The sequence below is a fragment of the Paenibacillus sp. FSL H3-0469 genome (assembly GCF_038051945.1).
Taxonomy (GTDB): domain Bacteria; phylum Bacillota; class Bacilli; order Paenibacillales; family Paenibacillaceae; genus Paenibacillus_AQ.
On the sequence record NZ_CP150302.1, the window covers coordinates 3,713,265 to 3,737,400 of the forward strand.

The 24,136-nt window shown below is 42.6% G+C and carries 17 protein-coding genes; all 17 read right to left on the reverse strand.

Annotated elements, in window-relative coordinates; genetic code table 11:
• Positions 1–47: 47 nt before the first annotated feature.
• The 17 genes from ligA to NSS83_RS16430 all read right to left on the reverse strand — a co-directional run bounded on the left by ligA (position 48) and on the right by NSS83_RS16430 (position 24,100).
• Positions 48–2,060 (reverse strand): NAD-dependent DNA ligase LigA, encoded by a 2,013-nt coding sequence (gene ligA / locus NSS83_RS16350; RefSeq protein ID WP_341183709.1) that lies wholly within the window; start codon positions 2,058–2,060, stop codon positions 48–50.
• 77 nt (positions 2,061–2,137) lie between these two features.
• Positions 2,138–4,507 carry a DNA helicase PcrA gene (gene pcrA, locus NSS83_RS16355; RefSeq protein ID WP_341348637.1) on the reverse strand — a complete coding sequence of 790 codons (2,370 nt, stop codon included), beginning with the start codon at positions 4,505–4,507 and terminating at the stop codon, positions 2,138–2,140.
• Between the two features lie 264 nt (positions 4,508–4,771).
• Positions 4,772–5,479, reverse strand: coding sequence for a heptaprenylglyceryl phosphate synthase (locus tag NSS83_RS16360; RefSeq protein WP_341348736.1), 708 nt, complete (start codon positions 5,477–5,479; stop codon positions 4,772–4,774).
• A 165-nt stretch (positions 5,480–5,644) separates the two neighbouring features.
• On the reverse strand, positions 5,645–6,511 hold the full coding sequence (locus tag NSS83_RS16365) for a phosphatidylinositol-specific phospholipase C/glycerophosphodiester phosphodiesterase family protein (protein ID WP_341348638.1): 867 nt from the start codon (positions 6,509–6,511) through the stop codon (positions 5,645–5,647).
• 120 nt (positions 6,512–6,631) lie between these two features.
• Complete coding sequence (locus tag NSS83_RS16370; protein WP_341348639.1) at positions 6,632–8,032, reverse strand: undecaprenyl-phosphate glucose phosphotransferase; 1,401 nt, start codon at positions 8,030–8,032, stop codon at positions 6,632–6,634.
• Complete coding sequence (locus tag NSS83_RS16375) at positions 8,029–8,982, reverse strand: glycosyltransferase family 2 protein (protein ID WP_341348640.1); 954 nt, start codon at positions 8,980–8,982, stop codon at positions 8,029–8,031. Before NSS83_RS16375 ends, NSS83_RS16370 begins: the two co-directional genes overlap by 4 nt.
• A 156-nt stretch (positions 8,983–9,138) precedes the next feature.
• Positions 9,139–9,954 carry a hypothetical protein gene (locus tag NSS83_RS16380; RefSeq protein ID WP_341348641.1) on the reverse strand — a complete coding sequence of 272 codons (816 nt, stop codon included), beginning with the start codon at positions 9,952–9,954 and terminating at the stop codon, positions 9,139–9,141.
• 215 nt (positions 9,955–10,169) lie between these two features.
• On the reverse strand, positions 10,170–11,030 hold the full coding sequence (rfbD, locus tag NSS83_RS16385; protein ID WP_341348737.1) for a dTDP-4-dehydrorhamnose reductase: 861 nt from the start codon (positions 11,028–11,030) through the stop codon (positions 10,170–10,172).
• 8 nt (positions 11,031–11,038) lie between these two features.
• Positions 11,039–12,061, reverse strand: coding sequence for a dTDP-glucose 4,6-dehydratase (gene rfbB / locus NSS83_RS16390; RefSeq protein WP_341348642.1), 1,023 nt, complete (start codon positions 12,059–12,061; stop codon positions 11,039–11,041).
• Between the two features lie 1,027 nt (positions 12,062–13,088).
• Complete coding sequence (locus tag NSS83_RS16395; RefSeq protein ID WP_341348643.1) at positions 13,089–13,907, reverse strand: glycosyltransferase family 2 protein; 819 nt, start codon at positions 13,905–13,907, stop codon at positions 13,089–13,091.
• Between the two features lie 19 nt (positions 13,908–13,926).
• The gene (locus NSS83_RS16400) at positions 13,927–14,736 is read right to left on the reverse strand and encodes a sugar phosphate isomerase/epimerase family protein (RefSeq protein ID WP_341348644.1); all 810 of its coding nucleotides are present in this window, start codon (positions 14,734–14,736) and stop codon (positions 13,927–13,929) included.
• Positions 14,717–15,511: an NAD-dependent epimerase/dehydratase family protein gene (locus NSS83_RS16405; protein ID WP_341348645.1), complete on the reverse strand. Its 795-nt coding sequence runs from the start codon at positions 15,509–15,511 to the stop codon at positions 14,717–14,719. The genes NSS83_RS16400 and NSS83_RS16405 overlap by 20 nt, the downstream gene beginning before the upstream one ends.
• 15 nt (positions 15,512–15,526) lie before the next feature.
• Positions 15,527–16,501, reverse strand: a complete 975-nt coding sequence (locus NSS83_RS16410; RefSeq protein ID WP_341348646.1) for a glycosyltransferase — start codon at positions 16,499–16,501, stop codon at positions 15,527–15,529.
• Entirely contained in the window at positions 16,498–17,610 is a 1,113-nt protein-coding gene (locus NSS83_RS16415; RefSeq protein ID WP_341348647.1) for an FAD-dependent oxidoreductase, read from the reverse strand. The genes NSS83_RS16410 and NSS83_RS16415 overlap by 4 nt, the downstream gene beginning before the upstream one ends.
• A gap of 40 nt (positions 17,611–17,650) precedes the next feature.
• Complete coding sequence (locus NSS83_RS16420) at positions 17,651–18,001, reverse strand: hypothetical protein (protein ID WP_341348648.1); 351 nt, start codon at positions 17,999–18,001, stop codon at positions 17,651–17,653.
• Positions 18,002–18,113: 112 nt separating this feature from the next.
• Positions 18,114–20,384: a hypothetical protein gene (locus NSS83_RS16425; protein ID WP_341348649.1), complete on the reverse strand. Its 2,271-nt coding sequence runs from the start codon at positions 20,382–20,384 to the stop codon at positions 18,114–18,116.
• 56 nt (positions 20,385–20,440) lie between these two features.
• Positions 20,441–24,100, reverse strand: coding sequence for a hypothetical protein (locus NSS83_RS16430; protein ID WP_341348650.1), 3,660 nt, complete (start codon positions 24,098–24,100; stop codon positions 20,441–20,443).
• Positions 24,101–24,136 lie beyond the last annotated feature (36 nt).

A 24,136-nucleotide genomic window follows, 5' to 3' on the forward strand; every position in this document is an offset into this window, starting at 1 on the left:
GGAGTTACAGGACTCTCTATACACTCTATCCGTTGATCGTTCTCACTTTACAACTCCAGCAAGCGAATCAGCTCATCTTCATCTTCGATGACCTTGACCCCTAGTTGCTGCGCCTTGGCCAGCTTGCTGCCCGCCTTCTCCCCGGCGATGACCAGGTCGGTCTTCTTCGAGACGCTGCCGGATACCTTGGCTCCCAGAGCTTCCAGGCGTTCGGCAGCTTCTTCGCGGGTCATTTTGTGCAGCGTACCTGTGAGTACAACGGTTAAACCGCTGAAGTAAGAGTTGGTAGCAATTACACGCGGAGCTTCTGGAGCCTTGGCCTCTACCCCCAGCGCCCGCATACGGTCAATGCTGACCACTACGAACGGATCGGCAAAATAGTTCACGATGCTCTCCGCCACAATCCCCCCGATATCCGGCAGCCCGGCCAGCTCCTCCGCTGTAGCAGACATGACGGCTTCCAGGCTGCGGTAATGGTCGGCCAGCATTCTTGTTGTAGCTTTGCCGGTATTAGGAATGCCGAGCGCATAGAGGAAGGATGCCAGATCTCTGCCCTTGCTGTCTTCGAGTGCCTTCAGCAGATTCGCTGCCTTCTTCTCTCCGAACCGTTCCAGCTTCACCAGCTGGTCGAAGGTTAGCTCATACAGATCCGCAGGCTCCCGTACACTAAGCTCCTCATGCAGCTGAGCCGCCGTCTTCTCACTGAACGTCTCGATATCCATGGCATCTCTCGATGCAAAATGAGTAATCCGGCTGACAATCTGCGGCTTGCAGTCAAGCTTGTTGTTGCAGAACAGATGAGCGCCGCGCATCTCCAGCGGGAATCCACAGGCCGGGCACTCCTCAGGGAATAGGATCTCCCCGCCGTCACTCTCTTCTGTCACCTTGCCCAGAATCTCTGGGATAACATCATTGGAGCGGCGGATGAACACCCGTGTGCCCAGTGCGAACTTCAAATTCTTGCGCTCAATATCGCCCACGTTGTTAAGGGTGCAGTTCTGCACCGTAACCCCGGCTAGTTCTACAGCCTCCACCCGCGCGAGCGGAGTCACTTTGCCGGTACGTCCGACATTCCAGCTTACAGATTCCAGAATGGTTGTGGTCTCTTCCGCCTCGAATTTATAGGCAACGGCCCAGCGCGGGAACTTGTCGGTGTACCCCAGCGCCTCGCGGATGCGGAAGTCCGTGACCTTAATCACTGCTCCGTCAATCAAATAATCCAGACCGGAACGGCTCTCTTCAATCTCTGCCAGCTGCTCGGTCACATCATCGAAATTGCTGAAGTAGTTGAGGTAAGGGTTAACCTTGAACCGGTTGCTGCGCAGGAAATCCATCATCTCTTGGTGATCGCCGAACTGTACGCCCTCTGCATACCCCACATTATAAAAGAAAGCATTCAGCCTGCGGTCGGCCGTCATCTTGGGATTCAGGTTGCGCAGCGCACCCGCAGCACCATTGCGTGCATTCTTCAGCGGCTCTGCTGCGCGGGTATTATAATCCGCCAATACAGACAAATTCATAATTCCCTCGCCCTGCACTTCAATAACGCCTTCCTTGAACGGAATATTCAGCGGAACGGACTTGATCGTCTTCACCTGAGCCAGAATTCCCTCACCTGTCACCCCGTTGCCGCGGGTAGCTGCTTGTACAAGCGCCCCGTCACGATAGGTCAGGTTCAGCGTCAAACCATCGAACTTCAGCTCCACGGCATAACACGGCTCCGGCAGCGGATTGTCCGGGTTCTTGGTGTTATAATCATTCACCAGCTTCAGCACACGGGTGTTCCAGGTACGAAGCTGTTCAATGTTCTGTGCCTTATCCAGACTCCACAGCGGTGCCAGGTGGCGGTGCGGTGTGAACCCCTTCAGCAGCTCCCCGCCTACCCGCTGGGTCGGAGAATGCGGCAACACAATTCCGCTCTCCGCTTCCAGTGCTACCAGCTTATCGTAGAGAACATCGTATTCCTTGTCGCTGATCTGCGGGGTATCCAGCGTATAGTAGTGATAATTGTATTGATTCAGCTCGGCAACAAGTTCTTCCATCGTGAACATAATATCCATCCGGCACATCCCTCCGTCAAATGGGTTTCCTACGGTTAGCGTGATCCAAAAGCACTGCCGTTAATCGCAAGCTTGATTTATTCAACTTTGGTGATCGGCGCAAAGCCGGCCAGCAGGCGCTTGACGCCTACCGGGGCCGGGAAAGCAATCTGCAGCTCCGTATCGTTGCCGCTGCCCTTCACGGCTACAATGGTGCCGATGCCCCATTTGCCGTGGGACACCTTGTCGCCCGCCTTGAAGCCTCCGGCCTCCGCAGCCGCCCCGGCCCCGCCCGTCGTGCGCTGCGCGCCTCCGGTCGTGACCACAACACGGCCCGCGCCAGGTACCGCGCTTGCCGAGCTGCCGCTGCCGAAGCTGGCGGACCCGCCGCCTCCCGGCGCGTTCCCGGCAGCAGCGGTGCGGCTGCCGAAGTTCCCCCGGCCGCCTCCGCTTCCGCCGAAGCCCCGGCCGCCATAGGCACCGCCTGCCTCCGCGCCTCCGCGCCGGAAGCGGTCCGATTCACGGACGGTATCTTCCTTCAGCTCCTCCGGAATCTCCTCCAGGAAGCGGGACGGCGCATTCGCGTTCGTCCGCCCGAACAACGTGCGCATCCGTGCGCAGCTGAGGAACAGCTGCTTCTCCGCACGGGTAATGCCCACATACGCCAGCCGGCGTTCTTCTTCCAGTTCATCATTGTCCTGGAAGGCACGGCTGTGCGGGAACACCCCTTCCTCCATCCCGATGATGAAGACAGTCGGGAACTCCAGCCCCTTCGCGCTGTGCATCGTCATCAGCACCACCGCATCACTGCGTTCCTCATCATCGTTCACGCTGTCGATGTCCGCGATCAGTGCCAGATCGGTCAAGAAGGAGACCAGTGACTTGTCTTCATTATTCTTCTCGAATTCCATCGTAACAGACAGGAACTCGTCAATGTTCTCCAGGCGTGAACGGGACTCCAGCGTATTCTCATTCTGCAATTCAAGGCGGTACTGGGACAACTCCAAAATCTTCTCCGTCAGCTCTGTCACCGAGAGGAATTCCACCATCCGGTGCAAGGCTTCGATCATATCGTAGAATTCCACCAGCGTATTGCGGGTCCGTCCGGCGAACCCTAGATCATCCACTGTCTGCAACGCCCGGAAAATCGAGACGCCCTGAGAAGCAGCCGCTGCCGCCAGCTTGCCAACGGTTGTATCCCCCAGCCCGCGCTTAGGAACATTAATAATTCGCGTCAGACTGATATCATCATCAGGATTAGACAGCAGGCGGAGATACGCCAGCAGATCCTTGATTTCTTTACGGTCATAGAACTTGATCCCTCCGACAATCTGGTAGGGAATATCCGATTTGATCAGAATTTCTTCTATTACACGGGACTGGGCGTTTGTACGGTACAGAATCGCATGGTTCTGGTAAGCCTGTCCCTGCTTCACATTCTTGGTGATCTCCCCGGTGACGAAATATCCTTCGTCGTGCTCGGTGTCACCGCGGAACACCTTGATCTTCGCGCCTTCATCGGAGTCGGTCCACAGCTTCTTCGGCTTGCGGCCCGTATTGAGGGCAATCACGCCGTTGGCGGCATTCAGAATGTTCGAGGTGGAACGGTAATTCTGCTCCAGCAGAATCGTCTGGGCTTCGGGGTAATCCTCTTCGAAGTTCAGGATGTTCGAGATATCCGCCCCGCGCCAGCGGTAGATCGACTGGTCACTGTCCCCGACCACGCAGATCCGGTGGTGGCCTTCAGCCAGCATCCGGCAGAGCATGTACTGCGCCCGGTTCGTATCCTGATACTCATCGACATGAATATACTTGAACTTCTTCTGATAGAAATCCAGTACATCCGGCTTCTCCTTGAACAGCTCGATCGTCTTCATAATCAGGTCATCGAAATCCAGAGAGTTATTACTTCTCAGCCGATGCTGGTATTTGGTGTATACCTTGGCAACCAAGCCTTCAAAATAATCGCCAACCTTCTGCTCATACTGCGCCGGTGTGATCAGCTCATTCTTGTTCGTGCTAATAACGGCCTGGATGGCCTTCGGCTCGAACTTCTTGGTATCAATGTCCAGATCCTTCATACAATTGCGGATAACGGACAGTTGGTCTGTCGAATCCAGAATGGAGAAATTCGAGGTAAAGCCGATCTGATCGATATCCTTCCGCAGAATCCGCACACACATGGAGTGAAAAGTGGATACCCAGATATCCCGGCCCTCCGGCCCTACCAGCTTGGAGACACGATCCTGCATCTCCCGGGCGGCCTTATTCGTAAACGTAATCGCCAGAATCGCCCAAGGCGGTGCCTTGCGGTTCGCGATCAGCCAGGCAATCCGGTGGGTCAGCACGCGGGTCTTGCCACTGCCTGCGCCAGCCATAATGAGCAGGGGGCCTTCAGTTGCTTCTACAGCCTGACGCTGCGGGGGATTCAGACGGCTTACGGCGTCTTGTATGTTAACAAGTTGCATGTGTTACATGCTCCTTTCTGAATTTAAGCTATATCAAGAGGCACTTAAGGTTTGAACTCTAAGCTTGGTCGTCACTGCGGTGAACATTTGGACTTCCGGCCGCTGTTGTCACCTGATTTCCTTGATTTATCCGCTCTTCGCGGTTGAAATCCGTTGACAAAGGCGGTCGCTATCGCTCCTACAGTTCCAAATTTCCCCTCCGCTTCTTTTTGCTTTTCGTTAATTTCTTCAGTGCTTCTTGTATACGCTAAAGATCTATCAATTCTACCAGTCCATCTGCGGTGTATCCCGTACAGCCTGGACCGTCAACAGCGCTTGTTCCACATTGCTATAAATAATATTGCCGACCACTACTGTATCACATAGCGCGGCTACATGCATGGCTTCCTCTGGACCTGTAATTCCGCCTCCGTAGAAAAGCTGGCTGTGCTCAACCACTTCCCTGACCTCGCGCACAATCTCCAGATCTCCATAACGTCCGCTATATTCAAGGTAGACCACCGGGAGGTTCATCAGCTTGTCTGCAATCTGCGCATAGGCTCCCGCACCAGCCGCATCCAGCGAGCAGTCCGCACCGGTCAGGCGCGCTACCGAGGAATCGCTGTTCAGCACAATATAGCCCTCTGTCAGCAGCAATTCCCATGGGATCAGACTGCCGAAGCGTTCAATCGCCCAGCGGTGATGGCCGAGAATCCATGAAGTATCGTCAGTGTTGAGCACCATGGGAATCATATACACGTCAAAACCGGGCACAGCGGCCTCCAGCTCCGAGATCTCCAGCGCGCAAGGCAGGTCATACTGCCGGATTCTCGCAAGCAGACTCACTGTATTCTCATAAGTCACGCCAGTAGAGCCGCCTACGATAATCGCATCGGTTCCCGACTGGCACACAGCGGCCAGCTCCTTGTCACCAAGCACACGGTCCGGGTCCAGCTTGAATGCATGCCGCCATGGCCTGATCATTTGCCGCATCTCGTTCATCTTTGTCCATCCTCATTGTTCATCTAAGTAATATACACACTCCTGCGCACGCACAATCCGTATCTCTAGTCTAAGTCAGTACGAAGGGGAGTGTCAATTTAAAAGAGAACAAAATGCGAACATTTTTTCGCATATTTGCCTTAGCCTTCTCCTCGATCAGCGGAGACCCTTGATCCGGTTCAAATCATTTTCCGGGACAAAATCAGTATAGAATCCGTTGACGCCCAGCCGGGACAGCTCCACAATCTCCTGCTCATCGTTCACGGTATGCACATAGACTCTGGCGCCCGCTTTTTTCAAGTTACGCACGAAGCTCTTGGTAGCCCTGGTTGTCGGCATCGTGATGTCCACGCCGGTCTGCTTGACGAATTCAATGACCACCTCGTCGCTGTCCTCTGTCTGGTATAGGGTATAGATGATTTCCGGAAAAGCGTACACCTGCTTCACAACCTCCAGCATCTCCCGGCTGTAAATCTGCGGAACAATCCGCTCCAGCAGCGCTGGGTCCTTCTTCCGGGCGGCTTCTACAATGAGCTGAAATTGCTTCGTTACCTGCTGCGGCTCCAGCTCCTTCGTGTCCGTTACAATATACGTGTCCGGGTAGATCTCCATCAGATTGACGATTTTCTCAATATCCAGCGGAGAGTAGAGCTCCAGCACCGGGCTGTTCATCACTTCATCGTGAGTCAGCACCTCTCCCTGCTTGTCAGGAGGAAGAACCTCCTGTTGACCCAGCTTCTTACTCATACCTGTAGTCCATTCATGACGGGCCACGAGCTGTTCATCACTGGTCAGCAGCAGGTCCGCCTCAAAGATCCGGGTCCCCTGCTCATAGTTCGCAATAAAAGCGTCCTTGGTATTGGTATACGCCTTGTCATTGATTCCGCCCATGGCATGGGCAATGACCCTGTGGGCCGCGAAGCCTGTAGCTGGCTGTTTTTCTTTTCCTCCAAGCATTAATACAAGCAAAAGTGTAACAGCCCCGATCATAGTAATAGAAGCAATAAGCTTTGTTCTCTTCATGATGGCAGTCTCCTTTGCAAGTAGTAGAGAGTCGGCTGAAAAAAGCAAAAACGGCTGTGTCATCCTCAAGGGGCAGCAACCGTTTTTTAGCGGAGAATAGAATATAGATAAGACCGTGTATTAATAAGCGTTCTTAAACCCATTACGAATAGTCTTGGCAATAATCCGGATATCGAACAGCAGAGACCAATTCTCGATATAGAAAATATCATGCTTGATCCGGTCCTCAATCGAGGTATCCCCGCGCAGACCGTTACTCTGAGCCCAGCCGGTAATCCCCGGCCGTACATGATGCTTCACCATATACTTCGGAATCTCGCCGCGGAACTGCTCTACAAAATAAGGGCGCTCCGGCCGCGGACCAACCACACTCATCTGCCCGAACAGTACATTAAAGAATTGCGGCAGCTCATCCAGACTCGTTCGGCGGATAAACGTACCAAAGCGGGTCCGGCGCGGATCTTCCTTCGTGCTCCAGCCTGTGTCCACTTCACCGTCCGTCTGCATTTTCATGGAACGGAACTTGTACATCATGAAATTACGGCGGTTCAGGCCCACCCGCTCCTGCTTGAAAATCACCGGTCCCGGTGAAGTCAGGCGCACTCCGAGCGCAACAATCAGCATCACCGGAGACAGCATAAGAATGGCGAACAAGGCGAACACAATATCAAACGCACGCTTTGCCATTTTGTTCCCGGCCATATCCAGCGGAATATCGCGCACATTAATCATCGGCATCCCGGCAAAGTTATCGAAATACGGACGGGCCGGCAGGTAATCGAAGAAGTCAGGGATAATCAGCGTCCGCATCCCGGCTTTCTCACAAGTTGCAATAATAGCCGGGTATTTCGAGTGGGCATCCAGCGGCAGCGCCAGAATCACCTCATCGACAGGAAGCATCTCCAGCATAGCCTCCAACTGATCCACTGTACCCAGAATCGGCTTATACCGCTGCTCCTCAATGCCATCCCACTGATGGAAGTCATCCAGGAACCCGATAGCCTCATAGCCCAGCTCCGGATACTGCTCCAGGTTGTTATAGAATCTTTTACCCAATGTGCCTGCACCAAGAATCAGGACGAACTGGCGGTTGAAGCCTTTTTCACGCAGCGACTTCAGCATCTTCTTCAGCACATAACGGTACAGCATAATGGATAGAATATTGAAGCCCATGTAGATCGCCAGGTATTGCCGGGAGATATCAATTTCTCTCAAGAAGAACATTAGACCAAGCAGAATAAAAATACCCATAACATGTACCTGAAAAATTTTGACGAATTCATCAATGAACCGCTTCTTCCGCTTAGGCAAGTAGAGCGACACCATAATCCCGATCAGTATGGCGATGGCCCCGTAAATAATGCTCCAGTAGGCATAGGATTCTACGGGTAGCGTCCGGTAGGACTCCAACAATCCGCTCTTGAACTTCAGCCACCAGGCCGCCAGGAAGGACAACTGGATAATAAGGAAGTCAGCAACCATATAGAGTTGGGTTAGGAATCTCTGATTCCGGCGAATCATAATCTCACCTCAGCCTTCGATTCATTGCGGATACCGGCTTCGCCGGGAACATTCAGACTCTGTGCGGGTGTAGGTACCTTACGCGGGGCAATCAATGCGTTGCGCAGCAGCGATAGAGTGAACTTGACGCCGACGCCCGCATAGACCGCTCCATTTATCATACTATTGTAACGGCTGCTATAATGCTTCTTATGAAATAAAATCATGGCCCGGTGAAACTCATACACAATCTTGAATGGTCTGCGGCGCGCACTGCCACCCTTCAGATGTACGATGGACGTCTGCGGATAATAATAAATCCCCCAGCCCGCTTCCTTGATCCTGTAACACCAATCCAGATCCTCTCCATACATAAAAAAGGTCTCATCCAGCCCGCCCACCTGCTCAATCGTCTCCCGGCGCAGCAGCATGAATGCTCCAACCAGACAATCTACCGGATATTCGTCATCCGGGTCCAGATAGCCGAGCTGATAGCCGTTGAACTTCGGACGGTCCGGGAACAGCTTACTGAAGCCAAACGCATAATAAAAGGACGCAGACGGTGTCGGGAACCCTCTCCGGCAGGCCTTATCAAGCGACCCGTCCGGCAGAATCACCTTACACCCGGACGCGCCAAGATCAAGGCGGCTGTCCATGAACGCAAGCATCGTCTCCAGCGTATCCTTACGGATCACGGTATCTGAATTGAGCAGCAGCACATAACGCCCGGAGGCGACCTCCATCCCCTGGTTATTCCCCTTGGCAAAGCCAACATTCTCCGAATTAGCGATTAACAGCACCTCCGGGAACTCCTTGCTTATCATCTCCACCGAGTCATCCTGGGAGTTATTATCTACTAGAATAATTTCATAGGAATAGCTTGTCTCCGAATCATACACCGACCTCAGACAATCCATCGTCAGGCGGCATGTGTTGTAATTTAGAATCAATATACTAACATCTACATTCACTGCTATACTCTCCTGACAAATATAGTAATCTATCGACAATTATTATAACACAAAAACCTCGCTGATAGGCAGCGCCTGTTCAGGGAGGTTTTCCAAATGAGAATATTTCATTGGTTATTTGGTTAAGTTCCACCTCGAGTCAGTGTTATCCAAAGATTAATTAAAAAAATCATTAGTAACAATGATTCTATTTCCTGGTCGGTCTACCCAATATAATTTATCCCCTATTAGTTCGACCCCTTGACCTGCCCCATATGTAGGCGCTTTAAGCCTTTCAATAAAATTAAAAGAAGTTCCGTCGAATTGATAGTGGTCCAATCCTTGCGTATATTTCTCACCGTATTTATTAGAACCATGGAGATTACCATAAAGTTCATTATCTTTAAAAAAGATACCTTGATATCCACCCTCACCCCCAAATTGTTCAGACAATGCATAACTTGCTTGATATTCAAAGTTACTATTGTATCGTTTAATTTCATTTCTATCATGATAAACTACCCAGAAGGATCCTTTATATGTTGCTAGCGATTCTGCAGTGCCCTGTCCGATATCATACTCCTTTACCAACTTTAAATCAGGTAACCTATATTTAACAATCCGGCTAATACGCTCTTCTTCCGGTGGAGACGAGTTGAAATTATACACTGTGGCATACAAATAAGTACCGGATACAAAACAATCTCCAAAGGACATGAAGCGCCCTTTTACATCTCTACCTGCATAGGCATTCTTTTTTTCTGTTATATATTTCCCCGAAACATCATATACAGAAATTGTGTTTGACAGAGTGAAATTTGAATCCCTATCAGATGTCACATAGATTCTTTCCTGGTCAGCCCCCACTCCCTGCCATGCTCTAAAAAAGTTCTTCATTTGTATAGATTTTGTAATGAGGCCATCGCCACTTCCAATTGTTGAAAAAGAAAATAAAGATGTCAAAACAATTATAATAACAAATGCTTTTTTCATATTTAACACTCCCAGTCCATGGGTTTTACAATCATTTGATGTTCGGTTAAATATAGGTTTAATGGGCATCATAGCCTAAAAAAAACCTACCAAAAAACAGCACAACACCCCTAACCGTTTGCCGGAATAGGGGATGTGATCATATTACTCAGTTCAGTTACTTCTTAGGTGTCTAATTGTTATCTCGTCACTTGCCGAGCTTCCCATTCCTGCAGCTATTTAAGCTCCAGTAAAAAGTCTCTAAGCCCTTCACGCCATGGACGGATATCCTGGAACCCGTTGGTACGGATCGCCAGATGCTCCATCACAGAGTTGCGTGGACGAGGCGCCGGACGGGGAAATTGCTCCGTCGCACAAGGTTCAAGCTTCGCTGTAAACTTCAGCCCCAGAAGTTCCTCGGCCTCAGCAAAGATCGCCTGTGTGAATTCATACCAGGTGCAAGAATCTGTGTTCGAGGCATGGTATACTCCATACTTTTCAGTCTGGATAAGCTCAAGCAAGAATCGTGCCAAGTCTACAGTATAGGTAGGCGAGCCTTTCTGGTCATCGACAACCTGCAGCAACGGCTTTTCCTGCCCCAGCTTCAACATGGTTTTGACAAAGTTATTGCCGTATTTGCCATAGACCCAAGAGGTACGTACGATAAAGAATTTAGAAGATAAGGACTGGACCAGAATTTCTCCTGCCCGTTTGGACTTACCATAGATACTCTTAGGATCAGTGTTATCATATTCATGGTAAGGCTGTTCCCCCATGCCATCGAAGACATAGTCCGTACTGATATAGACCAGCTTAGCCCCTGCCTTCTCAGCAGCGAGCGCTACATTCCGGCTTCCTGTAGCATTAATGAGGTACGCTGCATCAATATCTGTCTCCGCCGCATCAACCGCTGTATGAGCCGCGCAATGGACGACCGCATCAGGCGCAAAAGCGCCGATGATCTCCAGACACTGGTCCAGATCGGTAATATCCATCTCCTGTCGGTCACAGCCCAGCACCTTATAATCCTCACCTTGAAGCAACAGCATAAGATCCTGGCCTAATTGTCCGGCTGCCCCCGTAACCAGTACCTTCATCTTCGCCATTACAGGGAATCTCCCAGACGGCTGCCGTACTGAAGTGCAGCATACTTCTGGTATTCACCAGACTGAATACGGGTCCACCATTCCTTGTTATTCAGATACCACTGAATAGTTTCCTTAATGCCGGTTTCAAAAGTGTGCTTAGGCTTCCAGCCCAGCTCATTCGTAATCTTCGTTGGATCAATGCCATAACGGCGGTCATGTCCGAGGCGGTCCTGAACATACGTAATCAGCGAGTCTGGCTTGCCGAGCTCTTGAAGCACAGTATTCACAATATGCACATTCGTCCGCTCATTGTTGCCGCCGATGTTGTACACCTCGCCATTCCCGCCTTCATGAATAACCAGATCAATTGCGCTGCAGTGATCTTCAACATACAGCCAGTCACGGATATTCATTCCGTCTCCATACACAGGCAAAGCCTGATCTGCCAACGCACGCGAGATCATCAGCGGAATCAGTTTCTCCGGGAACTGATAAGGACCGTAGTTATTAGAGCAGCGGGTGATGTTAACAGGCAAACCGAAGGTTTCGTTGTAAGCACGCACCAGTAAATCTCCGCCTGCTTTACTTGCAGAATACGGGCTGTTAGGCGTCAGCGGTGTTTCTTCCGTGAACAGACCTGTAGCGCCAAGCGATCCATAGACCTCATCCGTGGACACTTGAACGAACTTAGTCACACTATATTTCTTAGCCGCATCCAGTAGCACTTGAGTACCCAGCACATTCGTCTTCACAAACACTTCCGGCTCCAAAATACTCCGATCCACATGCGACTCCGCCGCAAAGTTAACAACCACATCCACGCCATCACCGATCAGCTTATCCATCGCTGCTACATCGGTAATATCCGCCTTCACAAACGTATAGTTAGGATGATTCTCAACAGATTTCAAGTTCTCCAGATTCCCCGCATACGTCAACGCATCTACATTGACGATGCGGTAATCTGGGTGTTGCTGAAGCATATATATTACGAAATTACTGCCGATGAAGCCTGCTCCGCCGGTAACTAGAAGTTTCATATCCCAAACCCACCCTTTATACATGATTGATACTTTCTAATTAATATCCCTTGAGATAGCTAATCTTTTTTTAGTATTAGTAAAGATTCAATTCTGATCCTTATTAATTAGGTAAGCTAATCTTTTCTGATTAACCTAAATTCGCTGTCGTCCATTTCCCAGACATACGGATCATTCATAGTATGCCACGGTCGCTCTTAAGGTAATAACATTCGTCAATTTATATACGACTTGTGTTTTGCAAAAACCTTACAAAATCCATACGCCCCCGCCTAGGCACAAGCAGCAGCGCTTAGTAAATTCCTCAGGATAACCCCGACCTATTGTCTGAATGGAGGAGAGTTGCGGCGAATATCCAAAAATTAAATCATATATCGCCCCGTTAATCACACGAATTAGCCGGGTTTGTGATTTCGGATTCAGCTGGTAACACAGTTGACGTAATGGTAATGAAAGAGATTGATTGTCTTGGATAACTTAAAGTTAATTCTGGCTTTATACATAATTTCTTCATTATAGCTCTCCATAAAAAGAACGGCTATCACCATGGACACCGGCTTCAGAACCTTAGCGATCTAAACAAATGCACCCGTCAACCTATAATTTCAATAACAAAATTCTCACTTAATATCTATCTTGTGCCAGATTGTGAGCTTTGGCTAATGAAACCCGTTTACCAGCCACCTTTAAGTACAACGAAACGTCAATTCTCTACAATTAATATATGCATTATTAACATCAGTGTTTTTACACTACTAAATTACTTCATTATCAAAAGATCAAAAGCTTAGACAATTTCCTCAGATTCATCTTGGACTTTACAAGACAATTATACCCCATTTCTCGAACACTTCCTAAAAAATCGCTACATCTCCCCCATGTGTTCTTCATCGGTGACAATATGGATATATTTTATATAATCTTACAGAAAATCCTTGGACACTTTCCTACGGGAAGAAGATCTTTATTTGTAACCTAGGTTAACAGATCCAAGCATGAGCCCGTCCTCCATCAAAAATTATTTGTTTCACACTTCCTCCTTTAATAAATCATTTCTACTTTGATGTTTGACATCATACTTTTTCAAGAATAAATTAAGCAAGGTCTTAATTAATAGCCAATTTCCTTTTATAGGACTGATTTTCGTTGGGATTTTCCCCCTTGGATATGAACGCGAAACAGGAATTTCTGTTACTTTATACCCTAGTTTTGGGGCTTGAACGGATAGATATCCAAGTAACTCATATGTTTCAAATATATCTCTGAAAGGCTGCACTTTATGATCCAAAAGAAAGTCTAAAGAATGTGCTCTGAATCCATTAGTTGTGTCAGTATAATGGAATCCAGAAATCAGTGAAATAAAGGGTGCATGTATAAGCTTGATAGCTAATTTTCTGCTTAAAGGAGTATTAACCTCAGTACCTCCCGGTACATAACGTGAACCTTGCACGAAGTCATACCCATCCTCAAGTTTTTTGATAAATTCAGGAATATCCTCCACACTGTCTTTATTATTACCATCCACTGTAATAACACCCGAATATTGTTCGTTAATTGCATACGAAAACCCCATCCGCAATTGGGCACTTAGTTTGCCTTTATCCTGTTTGGTCAGAAGAGCCCGTACATTCATTTCTAATAGAAATGAATCTGCTAATGATCCATCTGTACTGCCTCCATCAAGAATAATTATATCTACAACTTCAGAAAATCCTTTTAGTTTGGCCAACTGCTTTTGAATTTTTGCGCCTTCATTGATAACAGGAATGCACACACAGTATTTGTTCGCTTTAGGCTTATATTCAGTAAGCTTAAAAGCGGGTATTTTCCATTCCCCGTTTAACATAAATTAATTAGCTCCTTCATTAGTTGTAGATCGCCATCGCGTATGACAAAGCTTTTTCAACGCTCTCAACATTATTATTTAAAAGATTATCCTTCATTTCGATAGAGACCCAATTTGAATAACCTAAAGTCTTAAGAGCATGAGCAATTTTCACATGAGAAGTAGGATTTAAACCGATAAGGTTAAGATATGGTTCACTAATGTGGAAATGATTCAAATAAGGGAAACCTTCCTCAATAGCAGCAAAAATATTCTCTTCATTTAAAATAAGCGCTCCTGAATCTAAATGCAATTTAAAGCTAGGGTTTGCTACCTCCCGGACCAGTGAAACCGCATCACTTGTGTTAGTGATAAAGTCACAACCGTACTGGACAGGATTAGGCTCAATACAAAAAACAACATTGTTTTTCGTTGCTTCGGCTCCTAAATCATTAAAAAAAGGGATAGCTATTTCAAATTGTTCCTTCTTCGATAACTCCCCTGCCAACCTATTTTTAGGAGATCCAAACACAAGTGATTTAATACCCATCTTTCCGGATAATTGAATTATCCCAGTCAAGTACTTAAGCATTTCCTCGCGCACTTCTTTGGAAAATAGATTCAGGTGGCTACGGCCGAATAGTAGGGATTGCATAGCAACTAGTTCTATTCCTTTATGCGCCCAATCTTCTCTAACTTTCTCAGCTTCAATATCAGAAACATCTAAAGGGTTTGTCCAAATTTTCGTAGGTGCAACCTCGATTCCTTTAACACCCAGTTCATTAAGCAGAGCTATTACACTTATATCTTCTTTTGAGTCCCAAGCAATATTAGAAATTGATAGATTCATCTATAATCCTCTTCTCTCGCTCAATAAATTCAGATATTTCAGAAAGAACAATTTCCTTGGATGCTAAATATCCTTGGTTTGGCTCTGAAGTAAACAAAGAGGCGTGCTTACTAAGCATATTGTAATAGACAGGTTTTTTTTCCGTTTCATTCACAAAAGATACACCCGCAGATCCTGCTATTTCCGAAGCACTGACTGGTTCTGTCGCAAAATTCACTAACGAGAGTGAATTGTTCAGCGCAATTTGAATATCATTCCATAAGCGATCCATATTATAAAATTGAAATTCTGATTGATAGTGGGTTAAATCTAAAGTATTTGTATGGATCAAATCAAAAATAAAATTCTTTTTTAGCCCCTTACCAAATAGTCCTGGAAGTCTAATAATCAAATGATTATCGAAGTTATCCACTACAAACTGCTCCAAATAAAAACGATGACGGCCATAAGGTTCCGTTTTGTCCGGTTCAATTATTGAATCTTCATCTACATTAACTGGATTCATATATACATCGACTGTAGAAATCAAAATAAATTTCTCTGCCTTCACATTTCTTAAAGAGCTAATTAATTTATTTATATTATCGATATCTTCTTGAGGAGCTTTATTAGCTTTCCATTTCACTGCTGGTGCCGCTGCACAAACAACAACTCTGTATTCTTTATTTTGTATTGTTTCAATATTCGAAGAGTTATACAAATCATCAAAATCAGTTTGGGTTAGCAGCGTTTGGCCCACAAAACCTGTATAACCTACAAGACAACTTTTATTCATTGAGAATCCTCCTGATTATTGATTTGAAACACTTTCTCTATCTTGAACTAATTCTAAACGTGCTTTCTTTTCCTTATACATTTCTACAGATTTCGTACTGTAGAAGGGACGATTCTGTATTTCAATTAAGATTCTCGACGTATATTCCCCAATAATTCCACCTATAAAGAATAATCCAGCAAATCCCAATGAAATCAAAATCATTAATGTTGTCCAGCCTTCTACTAACGATTGATTAAATAAATAATTATAAAAAGCGTATCCCCCCATAAACAATGAGAAAATAAAAAATACAAATGTAAGTAAATGAGCAGCTCTTAAACCAAAGTGTGAAAAGGATACCAGTGCATCCATGGCAAGGGATATATTTTCGCGATTGACCGCTCTACCTTTTCTTTTATTAATTGCATCGTACTGAATTAACGTTTTAGAATACCCAGTTAACTCATAAAGTGCCTTCCGATATCGAACGCGTTCCTTTAAATTTTGCATAGAGTTCAGCGCACGACGAGTAACCAAGCGCACAGTCTCAGTAGAAAGGGAAACGTTCAAATAGGAGAGTTTATTTAAAAGTTTATAAAATGTTTTAGATTTCCAATCTGCTTCTCCGGAAGAAGCAACAACAATATCAAAACCCTTACCGGTAGAAGTTTTAAACATTTCATATAGTAATTCTGTATCAAAATCAATAGATAGTGATTCTATTTCAAACACAAAATCACCCATAGACTTATTTAAGCCCGCCATCATAGCATGCTCTACACCATGCTTGCGCGACAAGTTAATGATAGTTGTATCACCGTATATATTTTTCATGACATTATGCATACATTCTAATGTACCATCAGAACTGAAATCATTAACTAATATAATTTCATAATTTTTAAAGTGATTCATCATCGTATTATCAATTTGAACTAATACAGTCTCAACATCTCGTTCGTTATTATGTGCATAAAGAACTACTGACACAAAAACCTGTTCTTTCATAACACTTCCTCCAAATCATATATTGTATTAAACTTTCCAGAAAAGACAGATAAAAATCTAGGACTTTCCGAAAACTCTTTAATTACAGTCGGACGAGAATCATCAAGTTCAGATGCACTAATCAGAGCTTTCACAGCATATAAGGATTTCCTTTGTTGAATTTCTATTTCTGGGATCAAATATTTTTTAGCCAATTGATGCATCCTGATCCAAGCAGAATCCGGTTTAGCAAAACAAAAATTGCAATTTGCTAATTGGTTGGGAGTACAATTGGGATTAAACTGCTGACAAGACAATTCAGGCAAAGCGCTGAACGAAGATTCATGTGGGGTATGCCCCACTGAAGTTAAAGAGTGATAACCGCTTTCTCCAAAAGGCATTAAAGAGAAGAAAGGACCATCCATAACTGTAATTCCGACATTTTTCACATTATCTGTAACTTCGGTCATAATAACTTCACAGATCTCATATTTAGTAGTAAATAATTCATAATCAAACTTACGGAGAATTTGGTTAATGCTAGCATAAGTAGCATTGAGTATATTTGAGGCAGTACTTATTGTTCCATCACTGAAATCAAGGACAAACTGATTTTCGAACTCACTAACCCTTTCTAGAACTTTATTGAAGTGTAAATGGACGTTCTTGAATTTACCTAACTCATTCATATACCAGTCTCGAATAATATTCGCATCATAGCTATACTCTAGTGTCTCGAATGTAGCTTCCACTGTTCCGTTTTTAAAGTATGCCTTACTGTTTATCTCAGATGCAGGTATGTCCACATATTCGCAGAAGTTAAGAAATTGCTCTGCATTAGTGAGCGAGTCATTAGCGGATATAGCATATACCTTCTTGAATCTATTATTAATAGAAAACGAAAAATCCTTAACAAACCGCTCATAATAATGAGCTGATTTGCTTGCAGTCGAGACACTCCGCGGATAATGATATCCGTTATGCACTCTAGCTTGATTAATAAAACTTGCTCGTTGTAATGGTTTGTCATCAATCTCCATCACTGCAACATTCAGGTCTCTTTTAGCCAATAAATGCGCAGCGTACAAACCATATATTCCAGCACCGAAAATCACATAATCATAATTCAAAAAAGTCAATTCCTTTCTATAATTTACTCAAGGTACAATTTCATTTGAATATAATCAGTGTTCCTACTATTAATAGTATTATCCCTAATATTTTTGAACCTGTGATAGGTTCATGAAATATTAAAATGGAGACTGTTACAATACCTAATGTAGTCAATGCTTGTGACACAGGAGAAATCCTACCGAGTTCTCCACGAGATAACGCAAAGATATAGAAGATAAAACTTACCCCGTACATGATAGCCCCTGACCATAAAAAAGGAGAGGCAATCATTTTACTAACCGCACTGATACTTAATCCATCTAGACTTATAAGATTAATCCCATGTTTCAATGCAATTTGAGCAATAATATTAAAAACCATCGCGAGAATCAATAAAAAAATAAGCATTTAAGTCTCCTAATATTCGACATATAATTAATTCTAGAGCTATTATACTTCATTTAATGGACATTTGGTTATGCTATAAGCACTTTTTCATTCCAATTATAGACATATAAATCTATTTTACTTCGAATGATGAAATCGGATTAACAACCTCTCTATCAAGATATACATGTATCCATTGTGAACCCATGTTTTCCAAGTAGGATATTGAATACATCTCACCATTGATTTGAATTTGCTTAGAATTGTTTAAACCTATAACATTGTTGAGATTTTGATCAAATAGAAGAAGTGCCCTATTTTCGCGATTCACCCCGTTATCCCAGTTTATATCTGTATAACTAGATAATAGCACATCGTTTTTATCAAAAGCTCCTTCTAACCGCTTATCATTGAGCATGTTCGTCCTTACAGTTCCATAATCCACGCTATCTCGATATAATTTACTAACAACAATATTGCTTAATTGCAAATCCGTCATATTTGCTGGGTATGAGGTAATACGAACAGTACCTTCTCCATTATTGATTCGAACTGGGATATTATAATTCTCATGTGCATTAGGAATATTGTATCCTCCCTGCCCCTCATTTACCCATCCATCCGAAACATTCACAATCCTACGAATCCCCAAGCCTTTCCATCTATTGGTATTCCACATGCTTTTATAATCAAATGAAATATCGGCTATTCCGTTGTTGATTATTGGATCAGTTGTAACTTTTATCTCCCATGTACTACCATCAATCTGCTGAATACTTGATACTTTCGCTATAGCTTTTAGAGTCAAATCCTTGTTAGTCTTCTCCCATAAAACATTATATTCAGTAACAGCTACTGGTTCATAATTCTCTAAAAACTCTTTATAGAAAAACCAATTCTCTCTTTTAGCCCAATACTCCCAATATGTAAAATCCTCCCGGATCGTAGTCACATACTTCGGATCAGTGGCGTTAAAACTCTCCAAATACTTTTTACGATATTGATCTCCTAAAACATGAATAATATAGTCAATCCCAGAAGGCTGGAATTTACCTGCCATCACATCAAGTGCAGAGGCATATGTCGAGAATATTTCATCGTTTTTTACATAGTATTTTGAAAGAAGCTGAAGTGAATCACCATAATGTGATAAATAACCATTTAACTCTTTTACATAAATCCCCCGTGTTGTATTCAACTCATCTAAAGCTTTTGATATATTGGGTACTAACACTATGGCAACAATCAATATTGTGAGTATTTTGGAATAATTCACAAACCTCACACTTACTTTCGTTATTTTTTTCATGGAATGAAAAATGAAGGATAAAACAGAAATATAGAACACAAGATAATAAGGAGCAAATTGACCGTCTTTCATGCTACTCAACGAATAAGCATATCCAGCCATTAGTGTACTCAAAAAGATGAATAGCAACAAAACATCCTTAATTTCATAGTTAGATTTTCTGATTTTATACGAATAGTACAGCAAAATTCCAAACCCGCATATTAACTCCAAATTTCTTGGTATATCAGATAAAACTAACAATTTACTATTTTGATCTTGCATATAATACCAAAACTGATCACTCGCAACACCTAAGAAATTATAATCAATCCAATTCATTAGATTTCCCCAAGTCAAAACGGAGACAAATACAATTAATCCGCTTAAAGTCCCTAACAAGAATAAAGCAGCTCTCTTAACAAATTGTAAGTTCCAATGTAAATAGAGGATCATAAGAATATAACATATCGAAAGAAACACACTAATTCCAAAATCATTGGACCAGCTAATACATGAACCCGCCAAGAAACCAAATGTAATAATACGAAGATTTTCATTCCGTATCAATTTCTTCCCTTTTCTCTTGCTAATAATCAATAGTACTAATGCAATAATGAAGGGAAGCGCAGCTCTTTGCATTCTCAGGGAAACTCCAGGTGTAGCATAACTTAACAAATTAATTTTTTCAAAAAACAAATGAATGTTCAAAAAATCCCTAAAACCTAATCCAAATGCCAAAAGTGTAAAGGTTACAACCAACGCACTATTTCTGCTAATACGATTTAATTTTAAAATTGAGAATATGGCAATTGAAAAAACAAACGCCGTAACAGAGTTTGTAACAAAAAGACTATGAGTGAAATTATCGCCAAACAATAAAAGAAAGAAGGAATTTAAATATAATGGACCCAAGCCTAAATAAAAATAAAAATCTTTGAAAGGAATCTGTCCACTCAACAGTCGTCGAAATCCATTATAGCTTTGAAAATCACCATTAATAGGAATAAAATCAGAAAGATAAATCCTCCTCAAACCTGCCAAAATACATAATAAAATAATCGAAATAGTCATTAAGACAGTAAATACATCTTTCATACCAAATTTCAATTTCATTGATTTTACTTCCCCTGTCTCATAAATATATTTACCTTTATATAATTGGTCAGCTACTATTTATTCATGATAATCAGGTTTGGAAAAGCAGCACTATCTGTAAATTCATCAACGTCTCCATACACTTCAACGCGCATATAATTCCCCGAAATATTTACAGAACGTATTTTGACTTCTCTGTTATCACTAAAGGTCATTTTTCTGCCAACTTGTAGTTGTGACCTATTATATGGCGTATTATCAAACAAAAATCCATTAATATCACGGCCTATTCCATTAATCCAATTTTCATCAGTAATATCTGAAAGTCTTAATTCTTGTTGAACATCATAATATTTCCCACTTCCATCTACATAAAAAGCAAATTTGTTGATAGAAACAGACTCATTACTTTTAAAATCAATATAATCCACCGTTCCATTCCACCATTTATAATCAGTACTTAATCGAATAGCGTAATCATGCTTTCCTTGGGAGATATTAAATGAGAAATCCCCTTGTTTGTTATTTATCTTTGATCTCATTTCTACTGAGGCAGTGGTATTAACATCACTATCAACTTGTACTATTAAATACATTGCCTTGTTCTTAACAAGGCCCGCCGTACCAAAAGTTATATTGTCAATATTACTTATAGATTCTGAAAGATATGGAGCGTTATAGAACACCTTATTCCCGTCTTGTTCAGCCCATAACTTAGGAATATCTCCAAGTGATCTGCTCCAAACCTCTGGTTGGTTATCAATAACGTCAAGGCCTTGGGAAATATCGATCCACTTTAAAGTAATACTTTTATTAATATCTATTCTGATTTTCTGTGGTTGTGCCGAGAGATTCATTTCTATGCTTCCATCACCAATATCGTTAATATTATAGGTTTCGGACTGTACTTCAGAGAAATCTTCATTTTCTTTCAGTGTATAGAATATTTGCAAATCCCCTATATCATTTGCTGCAAAGTGAAGCTTTATTGTGGTAGGTTTAGTAGCATTAGCTATACTATCACCAACCTCATTTCCGACAAAATCCATTAACGCTCCAGCTATATATGGATCGTCTCCCTGTACTTCAACGTTTAGGGAACCATTAGCTTCTTTTTTAGCAGTAGCATTGTGATAGGTAATATTATCTATGTTTAAATTCTCAAACCCTCCTGAGTATACGCTGTTTCTTGAAATCCCTAAGATACTCAGTTTACTTAGGTATTCCTTCTTCTTTGTCTTTAATGAATATATATCAAAGTTAGATAGTCTAAGTAACGGTGTATAGTTGTTATATATATATTCAGATAACATATAATACTTATAATCTACTGCAATATTATCAATATAGCTCCATGGTTTACCCGAAATTGGCATTAGAACAATGGGTGGCTGCTTTTCTTTAATTGAATCAAGCGCTAAACTCTGAGTTGCATCATCGCTAATCAGAAGAGGAGATTGATTAGCATATATAGGATTCTTTCTTCCAACTAATGAATAGAAATAATTAGTCGAAGAAAAATCAAAATATGTCTCATCTGCATCTATAAGATTATCCAAAATTGTTTTAAGATAAGCTGCATCCGTTGGAATATCTCCGTAAACCCTAGTATTATTAAAATCATAGACTTCAGTGTATTGTTGTTGGTAACTTGGAGAGACTAATGCCCTGGTAGCTATTGAAGCCCCTCCCTTTAAAGAATTATAATTAATGTTGATTAGAATTACAGTCAACAACGAAACCACCAAGAATTTCAAAACCCTATTATCCTCGTTATTTTTAAAGCCAGTAAATGATAGCATAGCCAAGGGAAATGTCCCTAAAACATAAATTAGGTTCCCCTCAGCAAGAGAATGTCTTACAATCCCTCTAGAAATATTGAAGAAAAAAAATGCGGAGAAAAACAGGAACATAATTAGGTTCTGCCGATTCATCTTTAGCATATTAATTTCTGAATAAATAAGTTTTATAAGCACATAAATTACAAGTGCAATTGTAATCATTGGAAATATATAGTACCCCAACACATATGCCACTAAGTTACTGTCACCCACCGATGCATAAGCCCAATTTTGATTGGATTGGCATAACTTAATGAACTCGATAATTCTTCCCCAAGGATTCACACCCTTCGTCAAACATAAAAGAACAAATACAGCTATAGCTGAGAAAAGGGTTATCAACCCTGCTTTCAAAAATATTAATATTCTCGAATACTTTTTATAAACAATAGATAAAACAATGTACGTAAACAAACCTGCTAAGGTAGCGGAAAAACCCAAATCGAGTCTATAAACACATAATATTCCTGAAACAACCCAAAATTTATACTCTGCAAAACCCTTTTTATCTTGGTTTAAACATTTATGAATACTGAATATTAAGACTCCCCCAAGCAAATATGTCACATTGATGAGGCTTCCTAATAAAGGGAAAGTGAGGATGAAAATAAAAGCATTGAGGTTACCGATAAGTAATCTGATTAGATAAAACAAGACCAGAGTGTAGGCTACTTCAATATATGGATTGTATAAAAAAGCAGCCCATGGCTCGTATCCATTGATTAAGGAGTAAAAGTATGCAAATATCTGGCTTGACAACATGTGAGCATCAAAAGTCTCAATAATAGGTATACTTCCATATCTAAATAAATGATCCACGGATAGACCATGATTGGCCATTTCAAAAAACTCTGTTCCAACTGCTGCTGCCCGATAGGGTTGTGCGATGATAAGGGAAAAGGAAACTAAAATCGTCGGAAAATAAACCTTATTTATAAGGTCGATTCTAGAGATATTTAAATAATTCAATTCTCTTTTTAGAATAAAAAAAGCAATAAAAAACATTATAGCCGCACAAAACATTATCACCAATAAATACATTAGGTAAGGTTTGTTAATAAGAATATCAAATCTCTTATTTAAAACATTATTGAGTTCTAACATTATACATTGTAAAATCCCTGTTAACAAAACAGGAATACCGCAAAAAACAATAATTTTTCTATACTTATCTACTAAAACATCACTTTTCCTGCTCACTACTTTTATGATCGATTCAAGTGTAAATAACAATATGACACTTATAAAAAACCAAATTATCACAAACAAAAATGTTGCATTCTGAATTTCTAACTTTTGCAGTACCGAAATGGTCTCTAACCGGCTACTGATATGATATTTATTTGATAGAACCCATACAAATAAACTTAATGGCAATGAAATTAGTATATAAACAACTAGCATCGAGATATCAAAGTCCTCATTTTCTTTCAGTCCAACAAACTTAAGATATACCCATCCCAAAAAAACTGCTCCCCCTATTATGTACAGGGGGAGTTCAACACTTGCTGATAAAAAGCTAGCCACTGTCCCTGCTATACCAACATAAGACAGTCCTTTGATATATTTCACAAAAGAATCGAGTTTCCCCTCCTCGTAAGTTTCAGAGAAGACCTTGCATATTAAAAAGAACAGCAATAGAAAAATTAATAACGTCACTAGCATAAAAGCATAGTAACTGTTAATACGGGAAGCGATATCGACATTAGATGCTGTCGCCCAGGACATAATATGTTTTGAGAATTTTTTTATTTCAGGAGTATAAGTCAATACACTCCGTATAGCTGAAAGTACCAGCAATAGAGAAAAGAGCAGGCTTGAAGCTGTAGCCGAAACAATCAAGCCTCTTTTGCTCTCATACAAATTAATAATATTCTTAAAATAGATTCTCATATTTATCTCCTTAAGTTCGGCAATCCATGTGAATAT

Coding starts and splice junctions, on each gene's coding strand:
- rfbB (WP_341348642.1), bottom strand. CDS start 12,061: ATGAAACTTCTAGTTACCGGCGGAGCAGGCTTCATCGGCAGTAATTTC.
- NSS83_RS16400 (WP_341348644.1), bottom strand. CDS start 14,736: ATGAATCTATCAATTTCTAATATTGCTTGGGACTCAAAAGAAGATATA.
- NSS83_RS16430 (WP_341348650.1), bottom strand. CDS start 24,100: ATGAGAATCTATTTTAAGAATATTATTAATTTGTATGAGAGCAAAAGA.
- NSS83_RS16410 (WP_341348646.1), bottom strand. CDS start 16,501: ATGAAAGAACAGGTTTTTGTGTCAGTAGTTCTTTATGCACATAATAAC.
- NSS83_RS16365 (WP_341348638.1), bottom strand. CDS start 6,511: ATGAAGAGAACAAAGCTTATTGCTTCTATTACTATGATCGGGGCTGTT.
- ligA (WP_341183709.1), bottom strand. CDS start 2,060: ATGGATATTATGTTCACGATGGAAGAACTTGTTGCCGAGCTGAATCAA.
- NSS83_RS16420 (WP_341348648.1), bottom strand. CDS start 18,001: ATGCTTATTTTTTTATTGATTCTCGCGATGGTTTTTAATATTATTGCT.
- NSS83_RS16395 (WP_341348643.1), bottom strand. CDS start 13,907: ATGTTAAACGGGGAATGGAAAATACCCGCTTTTAAGCTTACTGAATAT.
- NSS83_RS16370 (WP_341348639.1), bottom strand. CDS start 8,032: ATGATTCGCCGGAATCAGAGATTCCTAACCCAACTCTATATGGTTGCT.
- NSS83_RS16380 (WP_341348641.1), bottom strand. CDS start 9,954: ATGAAAAAAGCATTTGTTATTATAATTGTTTTGACATCTTTATTTTCT.
- rfbD (WP_341348737.1), bottom strand. CDS start 11,030: ATGAAGGTACTGGTTACGGGGGCAGCCGGACAATTAGGCCAGGATCTT.
- NSS83_RS16425 (WP_341348649.1), bottom strand. CDS start 20,384: ATGAAATTGAAATTTGGTATGAAAGATGTATTTACTGTCTTAATGACT.
- NSS83_RS16405 (WP_341348645.1), bottom strand. CDS start 15,511: ATGAATAAAAGTTGTCTTGTAGGTTATACAGGTTTTGTGGGCCAAACG.
- NSS83_RS16360 (WP_341348736.1), bottom strand. CDS start 5,479: ATGCGGCAAATGATCAGGCCATGGCGGCATGCATTCAAGCTGGACCCG.
- pcrA (WP_341348637.1), bottom strand. CDS start 4,507: ATGCAACTTGTTAACATACAAGACGCCGTAAGCCGTCTGAATCCCCCG.